General features: G+C 51.4%; 20 protein-coding genes. 2 read left to right on the top strand and 18 right to left on the bottom strand.

Features of this window, described 5'->3' with window-relative positions:
* Position 1: 1 nt before the first annotated feature.
* Genes priA through gmk form a run of 4 tightly spaced genes read right to left on the bottom strand, consistent with a single transcriptional unit; the run spans position 2 to position 4,428 of the window.
* Positions 2–2,326 carry a primosomal protein N' gene (priA, locus tag KNO71_RS08045; protein ID WP_214687921.1) on the bottom strand — a complete coding sequence of 775 codons (2,325 nt, stop codon included), beginning with the start codon at positions 2,324–2,326 and terminating at the stop codon, positions 2–4.
* Positions 2,323–3,513, bottom strand: a complete 1,191-nt coding sequence (coaBC, locus tag KNO71_RS08040; RefSeq protein WP_214687919.1) for a bifunctional phosphopantothenoylcysteine decarboxylase/phosphopantothenate--cysteine ligase CoaBC — start codon at positions 3,511–3,513, stop codon at positions 2,323–2,325. The genes priA and coaBC overlap by 4 nt, the downstream gene beginning before the upstream one ends.
* Before the next feature lie 58 nt (positions 3,514–3,571).
* Positions 3,572–3,781 (bottom strand): DNA-directed RNA polymerase subunit omega, encoded by a 210-nt coding sequence (gene rpoZ / locus KNO71_RS08035; RefSeq protein WP_015881337.1) that lies wholly within the window; start codon positions 3,779–3,781, stop codon positions 3,572–3,574.
* Positions 3,781–4,428, bottom strand: coding sequence for a guanylate kinase (gene gmk, locus KNO71_RS08030; RefSeq protein WP_031421596.1), 648 nt, complete (start codon positions 4,426–4,428; stop codon positions 3,781–3,783). Before gmk ends, rpoZ begins: the two co-directional genes overlap by 1 nt.
* A 131-nt stretch (positions 4,429–4,559) precedes the next feature.
* On the opposite strand from gmk, the gene KNO71_RS08025 reads away from it, so the two are divergent.
* Positions 4,560–6,251, top strand: coding sequence for an Rqc2 family fibronectin-binding protein (locus tag KNO71_RS08025; RefSeq protein WP_168169841.1), 1,692 nt, complete (start codon positions 4,560–4,562; stop codon positions 6,249–6,251).
* A gap of 249 nt (positions 6,252–6,500) precedes the next feature.
* A complete protein-coding gene (locus tag KNO71_RS08020) occupies positions 6,501–6,818 on the top strand; it encodes a hypothetical protein (protein ID WP_251031965.1) in 318 nt (105 codons plus the stop codon).
* 29 nt (positions 6,819–6,847) lie between these two features.
* On the opposite strand, the gene KNO71_RS08015 is transcribed toward KNO71_RS08020, so the two are convergent.
* The 14 genes from KNO71_RS08015 to lspA all read right to left on the bottom strand — a co-directional run bounded on the left by KNO71_RS08015 (position 6,848) and on the right by lspA (position 21,687).
* Positions 6,848–7,786, bottom strand: coding sequence for an FUSC family protein (locus KNO71_RS08015; RefSeq protein ID WP_214687917.1), 939 nt, complete (start codon positions 7,784–7,786; stop codon positions 6,848–6,850).
* Positions 7,783–8,613 carry a hypothetical protein gene (locus KNO71_RS08010; protein ID WP_015881333.1) on the bottom strand — a complete coding sequence of 277 codons (831 nt, stop codon included), beginning with the start codon at positions 8,611–8,613 and terminating at the stop codon, positions 7,783–7,785. Before KNO71_RS08010 ends, KNO71_RS08015 begins: the two co-directional genes overlap by 4 nt.
* Before the next feature lie 89 nt (positions 8,614–8,702).
* On the bottom strand, positions 8,703–9,329 hold the full coding sequence (gene pyrE / locus KNO71_RS08005) for an orotate phosphoribosyltransferase (protein ID WP_214687915.1): 627 nt from the start codon (positions 9,327–9,329) through the stop codon (positions 8,703–8,705).
* Entirely contained in the window at positions 9,313–10,017 is a 705-nt protein-coding gene (gene pyrF / locus KNO71_RS08000) for an orotidine-5'-phosphate decarboxylase (RefSeq protein WP_078146665.1), read from the bottom strand. Before pyrF ends, pyrE begins: the two co-directional genes overlap by 17 nt.
* On the bottom strand, positions 9,992–10,918 hold the full coding sequence (locus KNO71_RS07995; protein WP_214687913.1) for a dihydroorotate dehydrogenase: 927 nt from the start codon (positions 10,916–10,918) through the stop codon (positions 9,992–9,994). The genes pyrF and KNO71_RS07995 overlap by 26 nt, the downstream gene beginning before the upstream one ends.
* A complete protein-coding gene (locus KNO71_RS07990) occupies positions 10,915–11,634 on the bottom strand; it encodes a dihydroorotate dehydrogenase electron transfer subunit (RefSeq protein ID WP_078146663.1) in 720 nt (239 codons plus the stop codon). The genes KNO71_RS07995 and KNO71_RS07990 overlap by 4 nt, the downstream gene beginning before the upstream one ends.
* Positions 11,631–14,834, bottom strand: coding sequence for a carbamoyl-phosphate synthase large subunit (gene carB / locus KNO71_RS07985; RefSeq protein ID WP_078146662.1), 3,204 nt, complete (start codon positions 14,832–14,834; stop codon positions 11,631–11,633). The genes KNO71_RS07990 and carB overlap by 4 nt, the downstream gene beginning before the upstream one ends.
* A 1-nt stretch (position 14,835) precedes the next feature.
* The gene (locus tag KNO71_RS07980; RefSeq protein WP_168169840.1) at positions 14,836–15,918 is read right to left on the bottom strand and encodes a carbamoyl phosphate synthase small subunit; all 1,083 of its coding nucleotides are present in this window, start codon (positions 15,916–15,918) and stop codon (positions 14,836–14,838) included.
* Complete coding sequence (locus KNO71_RS07975) at positions 15,896–17,176, bottom strand: dihydroorotase (protein ID WP_214687911.1); 1,281 nt, start codon at positions 17,174–17,176, stop codon at positions 15,896–15,898. Before KNO71_RS07975 ends, KNO71_RS07980 begins: the two co-directional genes overlap by 23 nt.
* Complete coding sequence (locus KNO71_RS07970; protein ID WP_082132012.1) at positions 17,173–18,087, bottom strand: aspartate carbamoyltransferase catalytic subunit; 915 nt, start codon at positions 18,085–18,087, stop codon at positions 17,173–17,175. Before KNO71_RS07970 ends, KNO71_RS07975 begins: the two co-directional genes overlap by 4 nt.
* A gap of 129 nt (positions 18,088–18,216) precedes the next feature.
* Positions 18,217–19,521, bottom strand: coding sequence for a uracil-xanthine permease family protein (locus KNO71_RS07965; RefSeq protein ID WP_214687909.1), 1,305 nt, complete (start codon positions 19,519–19,521; stop codon positions 18,217–18,219).
* 48 nt (positions 19,522–19,569) lie between these two features.
* Positions 19,570–20,148, bottom strand: coding sequence for a bifunctional pyr operon transcriptional regulator/uracil phosphoribosyltransferase PyrR (gene pyrR, locus KNO71_RS07960; protein WP_251024823.1), 579 nt, complete (start codon positions 20,146–20,148; stop codon positions 19,570–19,572).
* 154 nt (positions 20,149–20,302) lie between these two features.
* A complete protein-coding gene (locus tag KNO71_RS07955) occupies positions 20,303–21,214 on the bottom strand; it encodes an RluA family pseudouridine synthase (protein WP_214687907.1) in 912 nt (303 codons plus the stop codon).
* On the bottom strand, positions 21,214–21,687 hold the full coding sequence (gene lspA, locus KNO71_RS07950) for a signal peptidase II (RefSeq protein ID WP_078146657.1): 474 nt from the start codon (positions 21,685–21,687) through the stop codon (positions 21,214–21,216). Before lspA ends, KNO71_RS07955 begins: the two co-directional genes overlap by 1 nt.
* Positions 21,688–21,717: the final 30 nt, after the last annotated feature.

Here is a 21,717-nt window from a genome sequence, read left to right as displayed (position 1 = left end):
CTCACATGAATACGTATGGGTTCACATCGATACTCATTTGATATTCTTTCTTGCTGATTGCTTTGGCTCTCGCTTGCTGTAATCGTGCCAGCTCGGCGTAAAGCGTATCGGGTTGTTTCGTTTTAATGAATACTTGATAACGATAGGCGTTCTTCAATTTCGATAACGGTGCCGGCATCGGTCCATTCAAGCGACTATTCTCCACGTGTGCTTGTAAAAAGTCTGATGCGAACAATTCTGCCTCGGCCTTGGCGACAAGGGGATTTTCCGCCGAAAACGTGACGAGCGTTAAAAACCAGTAAGGAGGATGATTTCCGACTTGTCTGAGTCCCATCTCTTTGGCGAAAAATGTCTCATAATCATGTTCACTCGCAGTCTCGATCACATAATGGTCCGGGTTATACGTTTGGACGAACGCCTCACCCGGAAGTTTTCCGCGCCCGGCTCTTCCTGCCACTTGCGTGACAAGTTGGAAGGTGCGTTCGGTCGCCCGAAAGTCAGGCATCCCGAGTGTCGCATCCGCCGCGAGTACCCCGACGAGGGTGACGTTTGGGAAGTCGAGCCCCTTGGCAATCATCTGCGTGCCAAGTAAGATGTCGGCCTCCCCTTCTTCGAAACGACGCAACAACTGCTCATGTGAACCTTTTCGAGACGTCGTATCCTGGTCCATTCGGATGATGCGCGCTTCTGGAATCCGGTTCAACAGTTCCGTCTCGATTTTTTGTGTGCCCGACCCGAACTGTTTGATTTTCTTACTATTGCAGGATGGACACGTCGAAGGCATACCGACCTCGTAACCGCAGTAGTGACACTTCAACCGATCTCCATATTGATGATATGTCAAATTGACGGCACAATGCGGACATGTCATGCCTTCCCCGCAGTCCCGGCACATGACGAACGTCGTGAATCCACGACGGTTCAATAAAATGACGCACTGCTCTTTTTTCTCGATCCGGTCGAGAATCCCTTGGAACAATTCTTCCGAGAACATCGTCGTATTGCCTTTCGCCAATTCACGGCGCATATCGATAATGTGGACCGGTGGCATCTCTCCACCGTACCGTTCTTTCAAGTGTAAGTAGCGATACACACCCTTTTGCGCTCGGGCGTAGGACTCGAGGGAGGGTGTCGCACTCCCCAACACGACGGGACACCCATGATAGCGGGACCGCCAGATGGCAACATCACGCGCATGATAGCGCGGGTTCTCTTCTTGCTTGTACGTCGTCTCGTGCTCTTCATCTAAGATGATGAGACCGAGTCGGTCGAGCGGGGCAAAGATTGCAGAACGGGCACCGACGACGACGTCGACTTCATTTCGTTTAATCTTACGCCACTCGTCGTACTTCTCACCTTTAGACAGAGCGCTATGCAGCACGGCGACCCGATTGCCGAAACGACGTTTGAAGCGTTTGACCATCATCGGGGTCAAACTGATTTCGGGAACGAGTAAGATGGCTTGTTTCCCTTCATCGATGACTTGTCCGATTGACTCTAAATAGACTTCGGTCTTCCCGCTTCCCGTCACACCGTGGACGAGTAACGTCTCACCCGCGTCAGCCTCATGAATGGCCCGAACCGCGTTGGCTTGACTGTCGTTCAATTGAACCGATTCCTCGACTTGCTCGATTGTCGCGTACGGGTCACGATTCAACTCGACCTCGGTCAATCGAACCGCTCCGAGTTCCGCAAGTTTCTGCAGTTGTGGGCGAGTCAGCCCAATTTGGCGAAGTGCCGACCAATACATGCGTGGGGTCTCCTCAAGTTGGCGGACCGCTTCTAGTTGTTTTTTCGCACGTTTCGAGACGACTGTCGCATCGAGGAGTTCGACGACGACGTCGGTCTTAACGGTCTTCTTTTCTTTTAAGACAGGTGCTAAGGTCAGCTCCCCTTTTTTAGCGAGTCCTAGAATGACTGACTGAACTTCTTTCGGATACTCCGATAAATGCGTTCCGAGACGGACCCCATCAGGGACTTGTCCTTCTTTGATTTCTTTGTCATAACTGACCTTGAGCGCGGCCGGAAGCATCGCAAGCAGGGCGGATGAACGAAAGCAAAGTGTCGTCTCTTTCACATGGATGGATAAAGCGAGCAGTTCGTCAGTGAGTGAAGATTCCTCATCTAACAGCGCTTCTAACGGTTTCAATCCTTCCCTCGTCCCATCTGACGTACCGACGACAATCCCGAGCAGACGACGGGACCCGAATGGGACAGAGACGCGCATGCCCGGTTCAATCAAAGCTTCAAATTGTTCAGGTACTTCATAATCAAACGGACGGTCAATCGTGATCACCGGTGCATCGACATGTACATGTGCAATCATTGGACCGCTTCCTTAAAATGTGTGAGCAACTCGAACGCCAACGCTTTCTTCGATTGTTTCGGAAGTCTAAGTGACGTCCCGTCAGCTTGGAACAAGACGACTTCATTGTCGTCCGCCCCGAATCCGACGTCACTGCCAGACACATCGTTCGCCACAAGGTAATCGACGTTTTTTCGCTTCAGCTTAGCTGCCGCGTGCTCCTCGAGTCGTTCCGTCTCAGCAGCAAATCCGACCAACACTTGATGGGTCTTCTTCTCACCGAGTGATTTTAAAATGTCTGTCGTTTCTTCAAGTTCGATCATGAGTGGACCGTGAACTTTTTTATGTTTTTCCGAATGCACCGTTTTCGGACGATAATCCGCAACTGCCGCCGATTTCACGACAAGGTCTGAAGCCTCAAAGCGGCTCGTCACTTCGCGCAGCATCTCCTCACATGACTTGACGGGAACCGCTGTCACGCCATCTGGGACAGGAACTTGAAGCGGGCCATGGACGAGCGTGACACGGGCGCCCATGTCTCGAGCCACCTCAGCGAGTGCGACGCCCATTTTTCCAGACGAATCATTGGATAAGTAACGGACGGGATCGATGCGTTCGACAGTCGGGCCAGCCGTGATCAAGACATCTTTTCCAAGATATAGTTTCGGAACGAATTGGCTTTCGATGATGCGAACCAAGTCTTCCGGTTCAGGCAGACGTCCCCCGCCAATCCATCCGCAAGCCAAGTTGCCGACACCGGGTTCAATCAACTGATAGCCGTATGATTTTAGCGTCTCGATGTTGCGCTGTGTGGCAGGATGTTCGAGCATGTTCACATTCATCGCTGGTGAGATGATGACCGGGCACTTCGCAGCCAAAATGGACGTCGTAATAAAGTCATCCGCAATCCCGTTCGCCAATTTTGCAATCGTATTTGCCGTCGCCGGGGCCACGACAATCAAATCGCTCGAGTCGACGACATCGATATGTGCAATCTTTGTCGGGTCATGCTCTTCGAACACGTCCGTATAGACCGGGTTGCGACTGAGCGCCTGGAAGGTCGCCTGACCCACGAATTGTTCTGCCGACTTCGTCATCGCGACGCGAACATTCGCTCCGGCTTGAACCAATTTCGATGTGAGCGCACACGCCTTATAGGCGGCGATGCCACCACTCACACATAACAAAATAGTACGATCCTTCACCATTCCCAAACTCCCCCTTATAGACAATGAGACCCAAGTCGCAAACGACTTGGGTCACACTTCATCCGTTGTTTTTTTCGTTCACGATGATTGTCGTATCACCCGAAAATAGTTCTTCTAACGCTTGACCGACCGGCTTATATGATTTTGGCTCGGCGACTTTCGGTGCTTTTCCATCTTGAATCTGACGCGCCCGTTTTGCAGCGACCGTAACGATCGTGTATTTTGACGGGATAGTACGTTGTAAGGCATCAATCGAAGGGTATAACATTAAATGACCTCCATCATGGCTTTTTTATAGAGTGACGCAACACGTTCACGTTTACAATGCTCGGCTGTCACGATCGCTTTAATTCGATCGATGGCTTTGTCGACCTCGTCGTTCGTGACGACATAGTCGTAGGCGTCCATCAACTCGATTTCTTCACGCGCGACGAGCAGGCGTTGCTTAATGACTTCTTCTGACTCCGTGCCTCGTCCGATGAGACGATTGCGAAGTTCTTGAAGGCTTGGTGGTGCCAAGAATAAAAAGACGGCTTCTGGGAGAAGTTCCTTCACTTGGAACGCCCCTTGCACCTCAATTTCAAGAATGACATCTTGGCCGCTTTCGAGCGTTTCACGCACCCACTCTACAGGCGTCCCGTAATAGTTACCGACAAATTCGGCATGTTCAAGCAGTTCTTTTTGTTCGATCATCCGTTCGAACTCTTCTCTCGATTTGAAGAAGTAATGCACCCCTTCAACTTCCCCTTCACGTGGTTTTCGGGTCGTCGCCGACACCGAATATTGAAGGTTGTTGTCCTCTTCCTCGCGAAGAGCACGGCAAACGGTCCCTTTTCCGACACCGCTCGGTCCAGACAAAACGATTAATAATCCTCGTTCTTTAAAATTCACTGCAAGCCCTCCATCTTCTAACATCACATTTAATTATAATAGCAGTCAATCAATTGTCCCGGCAAGAAGAAGTTCGGATTTCCTACTCCATCGTACCATATTTTCTGTTTTTCTGATAACGTAGAGACAGAAAATGAACAAAGGTGATGAGATCATTGGCTTATGATGGATTAATGACATATCGTGTCGTACAAGAATTACAATCGCTCGTCGGAGGGCGAATCAACAAGGTACATCAACCGTATTCGCTCGATTTGATGCTTCAAATTCGCTCGAATCGTCAGAACGCGCAACTCTTGATATCAGCAAACGCGATGTATGCCCGTCTTCAGTTGACGGATACACCGATTAAAAACCCACAAGAACCGCCGATGTTTTGCATGATGCTCCGCAAACATGTAGAAGGTGGATTCATCACGGCGGTCGAACAAATCGGACGAGACCGTGTCATCGTCATTTCGGTCCGCTCTCGTAACGAGCTCGGCGATGAAGAATTGAAGAAAGTATACATCGAATTGATGGGACGCCACTCGAACGTCGTCTTGACGACAGAAGAAGGCAAAATATTAGATGCCATCAAGCATCTCCCGCCTTCCCAAAACACGTATCGGACCATCATGCCGGGTAGTGACTATCTCCTTCCGCCGGAACAACACAAGTTCGACCCATTGACGGAGATGACAGAAGGATTGAAACGAATCGATTGGAACGCCGGCAAGCTTGATAAACAGATTGTCGCCACGTTCGCCGGCGTCAGTCCGCAAATCGCACAGGAAGTTGTTCATCTCGCAAAAACGCCGAATCGCGACTCCTTACAACAAGCGTTTGAGAACGTTCTTCGTCAACTCGATGGACCCTACGTTTTCCAACAACTTGCGAACGGCAAAGAACGGTTCGCTCCGATCGCGTTGACAGCCGGGGACATCGAATCCGAGGAAACGTATGAATCGAGTAAAGAAGTGCTCGACCGTTTCTACTATGAAAAAGCGAACCGTGACCGTGTGAGACAACAAGCACACGATGTGGAACGGCTCTTGAAATCAGAACTCGAAAAGAATCAATTAAAACGCCGCCGCCTTTTGGATGATTTGAAAGCGACAGAACGGGCAGATGAGTTACAAAAATACGGCGAGTTGTTGACGACGTATTTATTCCAACTCGAGAAAGGGATGCGCGTCGCCGAAGTCGTCGATTATTATGACGAAAACGGTGCAATCCTCTCCATTCCACTCGATCCACTCAAAACACCGAATGAGAATGCGCAGCAATATTATAAGAAATACAACAAATTAAAAGTCGCAAAAGTGGAAGTGAAGAAACAGATTGAGCTGAACGATGCAGAAATCGAATATTTAGAGACGCTTATCGCCCAACTTGACGTCGCGTCACCGTCCGACCTTCTTGAGATTCGCGAAGAACTCGCAGAAGAAGGCTACATCCGTCAAAAACGACAAAAGAAAAAAGCGAATCCGAAGATTTCGCTTGAAGCGTATACGTCCTCGACCGGAATAGAGTTCTTTGTCGGGAAGAACAATACGCAAAACGACCATCTGACGTTCAAATTCGCACGCCGTGACGAGATTTGGCTTCATGTTAAAGACATCCCAGGGTCTCACGTCATCATTCGTTCGACCGAACCGGATGAAACGACATTACTTGAAGCCGCATCAGTCGCCGCCTACTTCTCGAAGGCACGCGCATCGAGTGGCGTGCCTGTCGATTACACACGCGCCCGCTTCGTGAAAAAACCGAGCGGTGCGAAACCCGGGTTCGTCATCTACACGGATCAACAGACCGTCTACGTGACTCCGGATGAGCAATTGATGAAGTCATTGAAACAATCGTGAACATGAAGACCCGCCATCGTGATGGCGGATCCAGACTATAGACAAAGTATAGGTCTAATGTCTTTTATATGCCCAACCCGGACACGGCTCGCTTTCCTAGGGGCAAGCAGGGAGCCGCATCGCGACTGCGTCACTGCTGGGTCTCCCTTTGCTTGCTATTCCCTCAGGAGTCTCGCCTGCCCGTTCTTGGTCACCTTTTGTCCTTCATCCCATATAATGGTGTGAGAAGAACACACAGGGGTGGATCTGATGATCAACAAGTCGACACAATCCATCCTTCACGGTCTGACGAACGGAACGGATGTTGAACGGCGGGCCGAGGCGGATGATCGCGGGATTGATGACGGGCGGGCTCGGCGTTTACCTTCCCTTTCCCCTGATACATCGATTCGAAGTAAGTATCGAGCTTTTCTTCGGTCGTCGAGGCCTTGGAAGAAGACAAACGGCCGCCAGATGACGACCGTTTGCGTTGCTCGCCCGACGGCGCCCCGACTCCGACAGGAAAGCGTGGGCGCCGGAAGGACGAGTTCGAACATGTTATTTGTCAACAAGCTGGACCCGTCATGATCATGGCGGGTCTTCTACGTGTAGAGGGTTCACGTTTTCGGATCATGCTTGAACGCCTCGAGCTGTTCATGATAGTCGAGCAAATGCCCGTATAAAATTTCTGAAACGGATAAATCTTCATGTGGAAGTTTGAAGAGTGAATAGGGCTTGTCACATGTATAGAGAATGTCGTGATGGTGTGCCAGTAAGTATAAGAATTCAGACTCAAACGCCTGTCGCTCTTCCTCACTCATCAAAAGGAAAGCTTCTCGATGCTCGGCGAGACTCTCTAGCAACAAGACCAGCTTGTCTTCAAGGTGAATCAACAATCGGTACTGTTTGATTGTCATATGCTTCAATTTGACGTTCGTCACTTTCATATCCTCTTGGAGCATCATATGAAGCTCTTGATGGCCAAGGATGCGGGCTCGCGTCTCGAGCAGTTCTGCCGGGGAACCGACGAGCTCTCGCCAATGATGGAACAGATAAGAAGAAGTCTTACGTACCTCGTTCAACAATCGGTCCTCATAACGGGGTGGCATGAATGCGTAATTGACACCGAGTGAAACGAACACACCGACCGCTGTCAATAACGAACGGGTCCACGCATAATGGAAGAAGTCCGATGTAGGACTTTCGAGCATCATGACGATGGCAAACGCTGCATACGTCGACATATGGGTCTTATCGAACGTCGTGTTGAGTGTGAGCGAAACGATGACGGCTAATCCGATCGAGAGCGGATTGACACCGAACAAATAGACGATGAAAAGTCCACACATAAGACCGACGACCGTTCCGAATATACGACTGAACACGATTTTAGATGACCGCTTGACGGTCGGTTGCATCGCCACGACTGCTGCGATGGCCCCCATCCCTGAATAGATCCCGAAGATATACCACGAGATGGCGACGGTGATGGCGACGGCGATTCCGGTTTTTAACGTACGTAACCCGACTTTCGGGATGTATCGTTTTCCATTCATTTCAGTTCGACCTTCCCTGTCTCAGAAATCAGTTCCACCACCGGTCGATTCGATGTCGACAATTGATACACACCGGGTTCGACTTCTTCGTAACGGTCGCTACTCGAGACTTTTCCAGTCGTCGTCACGTTCACTTGTCCTGTCGCATGTTTCGGCGCGTAACTGAGCGTCCCGGCTTCCGTCTGGATGGTCATCGCTTGATTGACGACGACATCGCTGACAGTCGCATGACGATAGGACCGAATGTCACCGGTCACAAGTCGTGCCGATTCGATAGTCGTATCGCTTTTCGATTCAATCCGCAGTCGATCACTATCAATCTGTTTCAAATTGACGGCATTCACATCCATGACAATCGTCTTCGCATTCAATCCTTGTCCTGTCACCTGCTCCGCTCCTAGATGAACCGATGTCATCGAGCTCGGCAAAGCGACTTTAATCTTATAGCGCGACGGTTCATCGCTCGCCCGACTTCCGAAATAGCTGAACCAGCCATATCGCTCGACGACGTAGATCGTGTCCCCGACTGATTTGACTTTGATGCGCCGTTCTTTCGAATTAGTCTGCATCACTTCAATCTGTACCTTTTCATTTGGACTACGAACAAATTCCACGTTCCCATGGTCTGTTTCGAGTCTCAATTTCTTCATTTGATATCGGTCTTCATACTGGTCTCCTAGCGCTAATAGATGACTGAATACAAATAAATTCACAAAAAAGAGCGCTGGGATGATGGTCAAGACGAGACCGAAGGCGATTTTACGATGTTTTGGAATTGCACGAAATCGTGCGTTCCATGTCTTCTCTTTGCTTCTTGAATACGCCATATGCCTCTCCTTTTCGAATCACTTCCGTTATTTTACCATGAAGTATGACATATGCCGAATCGAAAAAGAATCCGCCCGAAGGTGGATTCTTAAGAGGTGACGAGGTCGCTCCAGGCACGAGGATCTTCTTGCCAGTCGCGAAGCGAATCGAGCTCCGAACGGTTTAGAACGCCCGTACTCTCTGCCACTTCAATCAATTCTGAGAACGTTGTCAACGATGTTGCCGTCAGATCTGCATCGGCTAGATTCTTCTGAAGAACCGGTAATCCGTACGAGAAGATGGCTTGAATCCCAATGACGTCACCACCCGCCTCACGTATCGCTTGGGCAGCATCGATACTCGACATCCCTGTCGACAATAAATCCTCGATGACGAGTACTCGAGCGCCTGCCTCGAGTCTTCCTTCAATTTGATTACCTTTCCCATGCCCTTTTGCACTCGACCGGACATAAATGAACGGGAGACCGAGTCGGTCAGCGAGCAACGCCCCGTGAGGGATACCTGCCGTGGCCGTCCCTGCAATCACATCGACTTCAGTCGGATTCACTGACTTCACCAATCCATCGACGATGATTTGACGCACATTCGGAAAACTGAGTGTAAGTCGATTGTCGCAGTAGATCGGACTCTTCAATCCGCTCGACCATGTATACGGCTCAGTCGGTGATAGTGTGACGGCTTCAATCTGTAAAAGTGCCTCAGCGATTTGTTTCATTCATTTGTCCCCATTCCTTCATAAATTGATCGTACATGGCCATCGGATCAGTCGCACGTGTAATCGGTCGACCGACGACGATTGAGTGAACACCCGCCAGTCTCGCTTCATGCGGCGTCGCGATACGGACTTGATCATCCTCGGTTGCACCGAGTCGGATGCCCGGTGTGACCGTCATGAACGTGTCCCCGAGTTTCTGATGAATCGCTTTCGCTTCCTGGACGGATGCGACCACTCCGTCAAGTCCCGCCTGTTTCGCGAGTGTCGCTTGTCTGAGAACGGCTTGATCGAGTCGTCCGGCAATCCCGAGCTCTGTCTGCATCATTCGTTCATCTGTCGACGTCAACTGTGTGACCCCGATCAATCGAGTCGTATCGTTTGCCTGACGTAACCCGTCTAACGCATAGCGCATCATCTTTTCGCCGCCTAATGTGTGGACATTCGTCACAGCCACCCCGAGCTTTCCGATTTGTCGCATCGTACGGCGTGCCGTCTCCGGGATATCGTGTACTTTCACATCTAGAAAGACCGGATAACCCTCGTCGACCAATTCTTCGACAAAGCATGCGCCTTCCCGATAAAAGAGTTCCATCCCGACTTTGACAGCCGGTCGGTTTGAAAATCGTTTTAACAAATGAAACGCTTCGTCCCGCGTTTCAACGTCAAGAGCGAGATACAAGTTGCGCATAGGCCTTCCCCCTCACATCCAAAATATGTTCGATTCCGAGTGAATCAAGTCGTGCCGGTAACGCTTCAATGATTTCCTGACAGACGTATGGATTTTCAAAGTTCGCCGTCCCGACGGCAACGGCAGAAGCCCCCGCGTAAATAAACTCGAGCACATCGTCGACCGTCCGAACCCCGCCCATGGCGATAATCGGTATGTCGACCGCTTGTGCGACTTCATACACCATCCGGACCGCTACCGGTTTGATGGCCGGACCGGATAACCCACCGATTCGGTTCGCTAAAATCGGTCGACCTGTCTCGATATTGATTCGCATCCCTACGAGTGTGTTGATCATCGTCAACCCGTCCGCGCCGGCCGCCTCGACAGCTCGCGCCATGTCCGTGATCGACGTGACGTTCGGAGACAGTTTGACATAGACCGGCTTACTCGAAGCCGCTTTGACGAGTCGCGTGAGTTCTGCGGCCATCACCGGGTCCGTCCCGAACTGCATGCCCCCACATTTCACGTTCGGGCATGAGATGTTCAATTCGATGGCTTTAATCGTCGGGTCGGCGCTGATTCGACGGGCGACTTCCACGTATTCATCTGGCGTCGAACCGGCAACGTTGGCGATGATCTCCGTGTCGAACGTTGAGAGGAATGGTAATTTTTCTTCGATGATCGCATCGACACCTGGATTTTGAAGTCCGATCGCGTTGAGCATGCCCTGTGCCGTCTCGGCGACACGTGGGGTCGGATTTCCGAATCTCGATTCCTCCGTCGCTGCTTTGATCATGATGCCTCCTAAGATGGAGAGGTCATACAGTTTCGCGAATTCCTCTCCAAATCCGAAACATCCGGAAGCCGGAATAATTGGGTTTTTTAAACGAAGACCTGGTAACTCGACATTCAATCTCATAACAGCACCTCTTCCGCATTGAATACCGGACCGTCACTACAGACTTTCACATAGCCCCCCGGTGCTTGACAGACACAGGCAAAACAAGCACCGATGCCACAACCCATCCGATTCTCGATTGAGAGATATCGTTCAGGAATGGGCGAAGTGGCAACTGCCTTTAACATCGCTTCCGGACCACAGCTGAACAACACATCCGCCTCGATGCGTGCGAGGGGGCCAGTGACGAAGCCAAGCTCCCCGTGAGTACCGTCTACTGTCGTGATGATCGTCTCACCAAGTTCACGAAAGGCTTCTTCATAAAAGACGCTTTCTTTTGAATCAAACCCGAGAATCGCAATCGTTTCAATCCCCATCTCATGGAGTCGGCGTCTGACGTAGTAAAGCGGTGGGACCCCAATTCCTCCTCCGACCAGGACGACTCGCTTTCCATGTTGCGCTAGGGGAAAACCGTTCCCGAGCGGACCAAGGACGTCTAGTGTGTCCCCGACGCGTTTCCCCGAAAGCTCAGTTGTCCCTTCCCCAATCACTTTGTATAAGAAGGTAATTTCGTCCCCCTCGACGTTCGCCACCGATAACGGTCGACGTAACAGACCGGACGTTTTGATGTGAAAGAACGTCCCAGGGGCGATCTCCACCCCAGGGCAACGGACTTTCATTTCCATCGTCGCTTTGGCGATTTGTCGATTGCTGACAATCGTCACGTCATGTCTCATACCATCACCCCGAACGTTGTGAATGCCGGGATGCTGACCGTTTGGAACGACAGGCTTTCAATGACTTGTAACAACGCTTCGACTGTATCGAGCGAGGTAAGGCAAAGCGTGCCCTGCTCGGCGGCCGTTCTTCGAATCAAGAACCCGTCTTTCGTGACGAGTGCATCGCGACTCGTTGTATTGATGATCAAGTCGACGTCTCCTCGCTCGATCACACTGAGCATCGTCTCACCGTCTTCTTGAATTTTCCCGACTCGACGAACACGCATCTGTTCCGCTTCGAGACAATCAGCCGTCCCACTCGTTGCCATGAGTCGGAAACCGAGGCGGTCGAAACGTTTCGCCAAGGCGATGGCCTCATCCTTGTCATGGTCGGCAATCGTCATGAGCACGTTCCCTTTCAAGGCGATGTTCATCCCTGCTGCGACGAGCCCTTTATAGAGCGCTTTTTCGAGCGTGCGATCTGTCGCCATGACCTCCCCTGTCGACTTCATCTCAGGTCCGAGCGATGGGTCTACTTCTTTCAATTTCGCGAACGAGAAGACCGGTACTTTGACCGAGATACTGTCCGACTCAGGATGAATGCCTGTCCCAAGACCGAGTTCTTTTAAACTCGTCCCAAGAATCGTTTGCGTAGCAATTCGTGCGACCGGTAACCCCGTCACTTTCGAGATGAATGGGACCGTCCGGCTCGCACGTGGGTTCACCTCGATGACATACAAGTCATCCGCATAGACGAACTGGATGTTGAGCAGACCTTTGATGCGGAACGCTTTCGCCAACTTAATCGTATAATCGACGACTTTTTGTTTCAGTTCTTCACTGAGTCGTTGCGGCGGATAGACGGCAATCGAATCACCCGAATGTACGCCGGCACGTTCGATATGCTCCATGATCCCCGGGATATAGACGTCCGTCCCGTCACAGATGGCATCGACTTCAATCTCAATCCCCGTCAAGTAGCGATCGATGAGAACCGGTCGATCTTTTGAGGCGATGACCGCATGTCGCATGTACCGCTCAAGCTCAGACTGTTCATATACGATTTCCATCGCTCGTCCCCCGAGCACGTACGATGGTCGGACGAGTACCGGATAGCCGAGTTCGTTCGCACAAGCGACGGCCTCTTCCACATTTGTCGCCGTCTTTCCTGGTGGTTGAGCCAATCGTTCCGCTGACAATGTGGCTTCGAACGCCTTCCGGTCTTCGGCACGGTCGATGTCTTCGAGGGTCGTCCCAAGAATTTTCACGCCGTTCGCTTCTAGCGATGCCGCTAAGTTGATGGCAGTCTGTCCACCGAATTGGACGATGACACCTAGCGGGTTCTCGTTCTCGATGACCTCCAACACGTCTTCTGTTGTCAACGGCTCGAAGTACAACCGATCGGAGATGGAGAAGTCCGTCGAGACCGTTTCCGGGTTGTTGTTGATGATGATGGCTTCGTAGCCTGCATCGCGAATCGTATCGATCGAGTGGACGGTCGCATAGTCGAACTCGACACCTTGTCCGATTCGAATCGGACCTGATCCGAGGACGAGGATGGACTCCCGGTCTGTCTTCACCGCTTCGTTCTCCACTTCATACGTCCCGTAGAAGTACGGTGTCTCCGATGCGAACTCGGCTGCGCACGTATCGACCATCTTATAGACGGGACGAATGTTCCATTCTTTCCGTTTCGTACGAACCGCTTCCGTATCCATCGACAGCATACGCGCGATTGCCACATCACTGAACCCTAGACGTTTCACATCCAGCAGACGTTCTGATGTCAACGGTTCCTTAATCAGTTGTTGCTCAGCTTGCCAGATCCGGTTTAATTTCTGTAAGTAGAATCGATCGATTTTTGTCAGTTGGTGTAGCGTTTCTACCGAGTATCCGCGACGAAGAGCCTCATAGACGATGAACAGACGCTCGTCTGTCGGATGAATGAGTCCATGCTCGAGCTGTTCTGTGTCTAATGCAGAAAGTTGTGGAAGGTGAAGTTCTTCCATCCCCAGCTCGAGCGAGCGAACGGCTTTTAGCAAAGCCTCTTCTAAATTCCGACCGATGGCCATGACCTCACCCGTCGCCTTCATTTGTGTGCCTAAGCGGCGATCCGCGGACTCAAACTTATCGAAGGCGAAGCGTGGGATTTTGGCGACGACGTAATCGAGCGCCGGTTCGAACGAGGCGTAGCTCGTCTCGGTGACCGGGTTTTTTAATTCTGACAACTTGTAACCGACAGCGACTTTCGCAGCAAGCTTGGCAATCGGATAGCCTGTCGCTTTTGATGCGAGTGCTGAACTCCGTGAAACACGTGGATTCACTTCGATGACGTAGTACGTGAAACTGTCTGGGTCGAGTGCGAATTGAATGTTACATCCACCCTCGATCCCGAGTGCCCGAATGATATCGAGCGAGACGCTACGAAGCATCTGATAATCCCGATCTGACAGCGTCTGCGTAGGGGCGAATACGATGGAGTCACCGGTGTGGACTCCGACCGGATCAAAGTTTTCCATCGCACAGACGATGATGGCTTGGTCACTCGAGTCACGCATGACCTCGAACTCGACTTCTTTCATCCCGGCAATCGATTTCTCGAGCAAGACTTGCGTCACAGGACTCGCCTTTAATCCAGATTCAACGATTTGCTCGAACGATTCCCGGTCATGGGCAATCCCGCCACCGGTTCCCCCGAGCGTGTACGCAGGTCGGATGATGATCGGGTACCCAATCCGTTCCGCAAATCCCCAAGCAGATTCGAGCGTATGGACGATCTCACTTTCAGGTACGCCGTGACCAAGTTCGAACATCAAGTTACGGAACTGTTCCCGGTCTTCCGCTTGAACGATCGCAGACAGTTTCGTCCCGAGTAGCTCCACACCACAATCTCGCAAGACGCCCCGCTTGTCGAGTTCAAAAGCCAAGTTCAAACCGGTCTGCCCGCCAAGCGTGGCAAGGAGTGCATCCGGACGTTCCTGCCGGATGATTCGCTCGACGAATTCTGGTTCGAGCGGTTCGATATAGACACGGTCCGCCGTCGTCGGATCCGTCATGATGGTAGCCGGATTCGAGTTGACGAGGATGACTTCGTAGCCTTCTTCTTTCAAGGCAAGACATGCCTGTGTACCAGCATAATCAAACTCCGCTGCTTGTCCGATTACAATAGGTCCTGATCCGATTACGAGGATTTTCTGAATATCTGGTCGTTTTGGCATGTCAAATTCCCACTTTCTGTTTGTTTTCTTGTACGAGTTGCATGAATCGGTCAAATAAGTCGTTGGCGTCGAACGGTCCTGGTGCTGCCTCCGGATGATACTGTACCGAGAAGGTCGGGTGATGGAGATGTCTTACCCCTTCGATCGTTCCGTCATTGACCGCACGGTGTGTGACGATGAGCGGTGTATCGAGCAGTGACGTTTCCTCAACCGCATATCCATGGTTTTGAGAAGTGATGGTCACGGCACCAGTCTCAAGCTCGAGCACCGGATGATTCGCGCCGCGATGTCCGAACGGAAGCTTGAAGGTGTTTGCACCGTTTGCGAGAGCAATCAGCTGGTGACCGAGACAAATTCCGAACATCGGTGTCGTCGGCATCAGTTGCTCGATGAGCGGCAGTGCGGTCGGAACGTCTTTCGGATCTCCTGGTCCATTTGACAACATGATACCGTCCGGCTCATACCGTAATACGTCCTCTGCCGTCACATCGTGCGGAAAGACGACGACCTCACAATCTCGTTTCATCAACTCGCGCATGATTCCAAGTTTCGCCCCGAAGTCGATCAAAGCGATGCGAGGGCCGGTTCCCGTACTCACATAAGTCCGCTTCGTCGATACGCGTGCGACTTGATCGTTCGGCGATTCTTCATCAAAGCGGATCCGTACCTCGTCCCACGTCAACTCTCCATCGATGAGGACACCGCGCATGACCCCTTTCGCTCGTAAATGACGTGTCAACATCCGTGTATCGATATCCGAAAGTCCCGGAATGCCGAAGCGGGTGAGTGTCGCATCGAGTGTCGCCGTTGAACGGAAGTTCGATGGCGTATCGCATGCTTCTTTTACAATCAACGCTTTTGCCATCGGAATCGTCGTTTCAAAATCCTCACGATTGACGCCATAGTTCCCAATCAATGGGTTCGTCAGTACAATCATTTGGTCGCAGTATGATGGATCTGATAAGATTTCTTGGTATCCTGTCATGCCTGTCTGGAAGACGACTTCCCCCATCGTATCAGCCGGTGCCCCGAATCCTTTACCGACAAATTTCATTCCATCTTCAAGCCATAATGTTCGTTTCATCAAATCGCCCCTTATATACAATTTCGCCACCGACCATCGTCATGACCGGCCATCCGACAAGCTTTTCCCCTGCGAACGGTGTATTCTTTCCTTTTGAATAAAATGTCGTAGGATCGACCGTCCGAGACGTTTCCGTATCGATGAGAATCAGGTCCGCATCCGCCCCAACTTTCAGTTCCCCTCTTGATAAACCGAATACGTCGCTCGGACGTTTCGTCATCCAGTCGAGCAACTGACGCTCTTCCATGATGCCCGTCTTCACGAATGTCGTGTAGAGAAGTGGAAGGGCCGTCTCGAAACCGGTAATCCCAAACGGAGCCCGCTCTATCCCTTGTGCCTTTTCTTCTACTGTATGGGGGGCATGATCCGTTGCGATCATGTCAATCGTTCCGTCAAACAATCCCTCAAGGAGGGCCTGTCGATCATCCTCGCTTCGTAGCGGTGGATTCATCTTGAAGTTTGCATCGAGTCCTGGAATATCATCCTCACTCAAGACGAGATGATGCGGCGTCACTTCTGCGGTCACGTGGATTCCGGCTCGTTTCGCATCCCGAATGACACGAACCGATTGGCGGGATGAGACGTGACAGACATGATAATGACACCCTGTCTCTTCAGCAATCAAAACGTCGCGAGCGATATGGATGCTCTCTGTAAGGCTCGGAATTCCTTGAATGCCATGCGCCTCACTGAATTTGCCCTCGTGGACCGATCCGGCCTTCAACGTATTGTCCTCACAGTGGGCGACGACTGCTTTGTTCAATCGTTTCGCTTCACGCATGGCTTGTCGCATCATCGCCGCCGATTGGACACCAACACCGTCATCCGTAAAGGCGAAGGCATCTGCGAGCGATTCCATGTCGACCTGTTCTTCACCGAGCTGTCGTTTCGTGATAGCGGCGTAAGGTAACACACGTACGACCGCATCTTGTTCGATTTTTTGAAGGAGGACGTCCATTGTTTCGCGATCGTCTGGAACCGGTCTCGTGTTCGGCATCGAGCAGATGGTCGTGAACCCGCCCGCCGCGGCAGCCATCGTTCCCGTTCGAATCGTCTCTTTCGCCTCGCCACCTGGTTCACGCAAGTGGACGTGGACATCGACGAGTCCTGGTGCGAGCAGATAACCTGTCGCATCGAGCATTTCTTGTCCCGTGGTCTTCCCTTTATAGTCGAGTGATTCGATCTTTCCGTCTTTCACGTGAATGTTTGTCGTGCGTTTCGTTCCCTTGTCATACCATGTCGCGTTTTGAAGTATCATTGTTGTCCTCCTAATGCTCGATTTAAGATGCTCATCCGGGCATACACCCCATTCTTCATTTGTGGGAAGATGCGTGACCGTTCATGTTCGATCAGACTTCCAGCAATCTCTACATCCCGATTGACCGGAGCCGGGTGCATGATGATGGCGCCTGCTTTCATTCGCTCGACGCGTTCGACCGTCAAACCGAACTGTGTGTGATACGCTTCTTTCGAGAAGACGTCTCCCATGATATGGCGCTCGTGTTGTACACGGAGCAACATGATGACGTCACATTCGCCTAGGATGTCATCGAGTTCTTTTCGCTCTAGCCCCATCGAGTCATCCCACCAAGAGGCAGGACTACAACCGACCACGTTTGCTCCGAGGCGCTTCAAGACGCTTGCGTTCGAGCGGGCGACCCGACTATGGACGAGGTCACCACAGATGGCGACGTTCAATCCTTGGAACGTTCCGAACTCTTCAAAGATGGTGACGAGATCGAGCAATGATTGGGATGGATGTTCCCCGCTCCCGTCCCCTCCGTTCAACACCGGGATATTCAACTTCTCCACAAGTTCGTGATAATAGCCCGCTTCCGGATGTCGAATGACGAGCGCGTCCACGCCGATGGCTTCGAGCGTTTTACACGTATCGTAGAGCGTCTCCCCTTTCGTGACCGATGACGTCGTCACATCGAACGGAATCTCTTGCATGTTCAAGTGGCGCTCGGCCATTTGAAACGAATTTTTCGTACGCGTCGAGTTTTCAAAGAACAGGTTTGCGACTGTTTTCCCGTCAAATAGTGGGGGGAGGTCACCTTGCTTGTAGCGCAATGATTCTTCAATCATGCCCATGATCTCCTCAAGGGAAAGTGTGTCCAAACTGACGAAGTGTTTGACCGGTTTCACGTTTGTTTGCATCGTATTCATGTTCGTCTCCTCCTTTTATTAGAGGCAAAGAGAAAAGGCGCCTCTTCACCGATGTGAAGGGACGCCTTTATCTGGGCAGGGTACACCCAAATAAACGAGCCTTCACTTTGCCGACCTCACGGGATCGAATTAAAAGTTACTTGCTTGTTTCGTTTCTTCAGTTGTGTTGACTTCGACTGCTGTATCGTCTTCTTCATGCGGTAAGATGGCGTTTAACAAAATACCGACGACCGTCGCAAGCGCCATGCCTTGTACCGGGAAGCTCCCGATTTGAACCATCGCACCACCGAGTCCGATGACGAGGATGACCGATGAGATGATCAAGTTGCGCTTTTCTGCCAAGTCGACTTTGCTCTCCACCATCGTCCGTAATCCGTTCGACGCGATGACACCGAACAAGAGGATCGAGATTCCACCTTTGACCGGGTTCGGGATGGTCGAGATGAACGCTTCAATGTGACCGAGGAATCCGAAGCTGATGGCCATGAGTGCTGCGCCGGCGATGACGTAGACACTGTAGACTCGTGTGATTGCCATGACGCCGTTGTTCTCACCGTAAGTCGTACATGGTGGTCCACCGAGTGCAGAGGCAACGGCTTTTCCTACTCCGTCTCCGAGTAGCGTGCGATGGAGACCTGGGTCTTTCATCGTCTCTCGTCCGATGATTTTCGACGTGACCATTTGATCTCCGATGTGCTCCGTCATTGTGACGAGCGCGACCGGAACGATGGCGAGAAGGGCCCCGACTTGCCACATCGGCATGTAGTCGACGAACACCATCGTGAAGTCAGGAAGTTGGAACAGGCTGGCTTGTTGAATCGGTGAGTAATCGATGATGCCGAATGCGGCTGCGACTGCGTATCCTCCAACGATTCCAAAGAGGATCGGGACGGCACCCCAGACACCTTTCAGCTTCGTCATGGCGAGCATCGTGATTCCAAGTGTAAGCAGGGCAGTCGTCATGAACGTTCCGTTATAGGCACCGTCTTGATTCATCGACATGTCGATGGCGACCGGTGCGAGCGAGAGTCCGATGACCATGATGACCGGTCCGACGACGACGGGTGGGAGCAATCGGAGCAACCAGTTGACGCCCGTCTTATAGATGATCAAGGAAACGACCCCGTATACAGACCCGGCGACGATTCCGCCGAAGAGTGCGGCTTCGACACCCCATTGCTGGCTGACCGCTATAATCGGGGCGATGTAGGCAAAACTTGAACCTAAGTATGTTGGGACTTTGAAGCGTGTAATCGCTAAGAATGAGAGCGTGGCCACGCCGGAAGCGACGAGGGCGACCGATGTATTTAATCCTGTCAAAATCGGGACTAAAATCGTCGCTCCGAACATGGCGAAGACGTGTTGAAGGCTGAATAATAGCCATTGTGGAAAGTGAGCTGGACGCTCGTGGATGTGTAGAACAGGTTGTTTCATATTGAATTCTCCTTCCTGGCCTCTCTGGACCACCTTAAAGGTATGCGTTTATTGCTGATGGATCGTGACTTCATCCGCCGTGTCGACTTCACTGAGTCGGACAACGACTTGCTCGGACTTGGACGTCGGAACGTTCTTTCCGATAAAATCTGGTCGAATCGGGAGTTCCCGATGGCCTCGGTCAATCAAGACAGCGAGTTGGATATAATCCGGACGACCATGGTCGACAAGCGCGTCCATTGCGGCACGAACTGTTCGACCGGTATAGAGGACGTCGTCGACGAGGACGACCGTCTTTCCATTGATATCATGGGGTAGCTCTGTCGCTTTGACTTCAGGGTCTAACGACTTCTTCGATAAGTCATCCCGGTAAAGCGTGATATCGAGATTGCCGAGTGCGACCGGCTTGCCTTCAATCTCCTCGATTCGGCGAGCGAGTCGGTCAGCGAGCGTCTCGCCTCTCGTCTTGATTCCGACGAGGACGACGTCATCGATTCCTTTGTTTCGCTCGATAATCTCGTGTGCGATTCGGGTCAAGGCACGACGGATGGCTGACTCATCTAAAATGACTGATTGTTTCACGTGATTCCTCCTTCCAAACTTCAGTAAAAAAGAAGACTCCCTCATCCGGCTGGAAAGGGAGTCTTCATCAAAAACGGCATACGACTGCCGGGGTTGAATTGACGTACATGTGACCGCGGTCACAATCCTTTCACAGCCTCTCTGGACTGGGTTTAAAGGTGTTATGCTTCCTAGACTATAAATCGGAATGTGACAGAAGTCAACGAGTTTTCTCGATTTTATCCAATTTTGCGAGTTCCGCATTGAAGTCTTCTGGTAATGGGGCCTCAAACTCCATCCATTCTTTCGTACGTGGATGGTGGAACCCGAGCGTTGCCGCATGGAGCGCTTGACCGCCTAAATCAATCGTGCGGCGTGGACCATATTTCGGGTCACCGGCGAGCGGATGACCGATATAACGCATGTGTACACGGATCTGGTGCGTGCGTCCCGTTTCTAATTTACACTCCACGAGCGTGAAGTCTTTATAACGTTCGAGTAAACGGAAGTGTGTCACGGCTTCTTTTGCGTTCCGGTCCGTCACGGTCATACGCTGACGATCATTCGTATCACGACCGATCGGAGCTTCAATCGTTCCGAGTTCGTGAACGAGTTCACCATGGACGAGCGCGATATACTCCCGTTTGATGGTCTTGTCTTTCAACTGGCTCGCGAGCGACTCATGAGCCAAGTCATTTTTAGCGACCATGAGAAGACCCGTCGTGTCCTTATCAATCCGATGGACGATTCCGGGACGTTTGACTCCGTTGATGCCCGAGAGGTCATCGCAATGATAAAGTAGCGCATTGACGAGCGTCCCTGACGTGTGACCGGCTGCAGGGTGAACGACCATCCCGCGTGCCTTGTTGACGACGATGACGTCTTCATCTTCAAAGACGATCTCGAGCGGAATGTCTTCAGGCAACACTTCGAGTTCGACCGCTTCCGGCACATTCACTTCTACTTCATCCCCCACTTGAAGCTTGTAGTTCGCTTTCACGGCACTACCGTTGACGAGGAGGGTCCCCGTCTTGATCCATTCCTGTACTTGCGAGCGTGACCATTCACCACGGTCACTGACCCACTTATCAATCCTTGCCTTTTCATCGGCGACAAAAGTATACGATTCCATTACGATTGTCCCCTTTCTTTGTGTAATTTTTCTTCAAATAAAATCCCGATGACCATCAAGATGACACCGAATGTGAGTGCCATATCAGCCACGTTAAAGATTGGGAAGTTGTATCCGAACGGATACGTATCGACAAAGTCGACGACTTCGCTCCGGAACAAGCGATCGATAAAGTTACCGATGGCACCGGCTAACAGTAATCCGACACTATATCCGAGGAGCTGATAGCCGTTCACTTCTTTGTGCAAGAAGTAAACGAGTCCGGCAACGACGAGGATGGTGATGATAAAGAAGAACGCCATCTGTCCTTCTAACATCCCCCAAGCCGCTCCTTTGTTGCGGTAGGACGTCCAATATAACAAGTTCGGGATGACTTCAATCGATTGACCAATTGTCATCGTCTGAACGACCACCCATTTTGTGAGTTGATCGATCAAAATCAAGATGAGCGCCAATCCATAATATCGTTTCATATGCGTCTCCTTTCAAGCCGTTAAGAAACC

Origin of the sequence: Exiguobacterium sp. s163 (assembly GCF_018617135.1) — a bacterium.
Lineage (GTDB): Bacteria > Bacillota > Bacilli > Exiguobacteriales > Exiguobacteriaceae > Exiguobacterium > Exiguobacterium profundum.
This window is presented reverse-complemented; position numbering and strand designations above follow the sequence as displayed.

Coding starts and splice junctions, on each gene's coding strand:
- priA (WP_214687921.1), bottom strand. CDS start 2,326: ATGATTGCACATGTACATGTCGATGCACCGGTGATCACGATTGACCGT.
- coaBC (WP_214687919.1), bottom strand. CDS start 3,513: ATGGTGAAGGATCGTACTATTTTGTTATGTGTGAGTGGTGGCATCGCC.
- rpoZ (WP_015881337.1), bottom strand. CDS start 3,781: ATGTTATACCCTTCGATTGATGCCTTACAACGTACTATCCCGTCAAAA.
- gmk (WP_031421596.1), bottom strand. CDS start 4,428: ATGTTAGAAGATGGAGGGCTTGCAGTGAATTTTAAAGAACGAGGATTA.
- KNO71_RS08020 (WP_251031965.1), top strand. CDS start 6,501: ATGATCAACAAGTCGACACAATCCATCCTTCACGGTCTGACGAACGGA.
- KNO71_RS08015 (WP_214687917.1), bottom strand. CDS start 7,786: ATGAATGGAAAACGATACATCCCGAAAGTCGGGTTACGTACGTTAAAA.
- KNO71_RS08010 (WP_015881333.1), bottom strand. CDS start 8,613: ATGGCGTATTCAAGAAGCAAAGAGAAGACATGGAACGCACGATTTCGT.
- pyrE (WP_214687915.1), bottom strand. CDS start 9,329: ATGAAACAAATCGCTGAGGCACTTTTACAGATTGAAGCCGTCACACTA.
- pyrF (WP_078146665.1), bottom strand. CDS start 10,017: ATGCGCAACTTGTATCTCGCTCTTGACGTTGAAACGCGGGACGAAGCG.
- KNO71_RS07995 (WP_214687913.1), bottom strand. CDS start 10,918: ATGAGATTGAATGTCGAGTTACCAGGTCTTCGTTTAAAAAACCCAATT.
- KNO71_RS07990 (WP_078146663.1), bottom strand. CDS start 11,634: ATGAGACATGACGTGACGATTGTCAGCAATCGACAAATCGCCAAAGCG.
- carB (WP_078146662.1), bottom strand. CDS start 14,834: ATGCCAAAACGACCAGATATTCAGAAAATCCTCGTAATCGGATCAGGA.
- KNO71_RS07980 (WP_168169840.1), bottom strand. CDS start 15,918: ATGAAACGAACATTATGGCTTGAAGATGGAATGAAATTTGTCGGTAAA.
- KNO71_RS07975 (WP_214687911.1), bottom strand. CDS start 17,176: ATGATACTTCAAAACGCGACATGGTATGACAAGGGAACGAAACGCACG.
- KNO71_RS07970 (WP_082132012.1), bottom strand. CDS start 18,087: ATGAATACGATGCAAACAAACGTGAAACCGGTCAAACACTTCGTCAGT.
- KNO71_RS07965 (WP_214687909.1), bottom strand. CDS start 19,521: ATGAAACAACCTGTTCTACACATCCACGAGCGTCCAGCTCACTTTCCA.
- pyrR (WP_251024823.1), bottom strand. CDS start 20,148: ATGAGGGAGTCTTCTTTTTTACTGAAGTTTGGAAGGAGGAATCACGTG.
- KNO71_RS07955 (WP_214687907.1), bottom strand. CDS start 21,214: ATGGAATCGTATACTTTTGTCGCCGATGAAAAGGCAAGGATTGATAAG.
- lspA (WP_078146657.1), bottom strand. CDS start 21,687: ATGAAACGATATTATGGATTGGCGCTCATCTTGATTTTGATCGATCAA.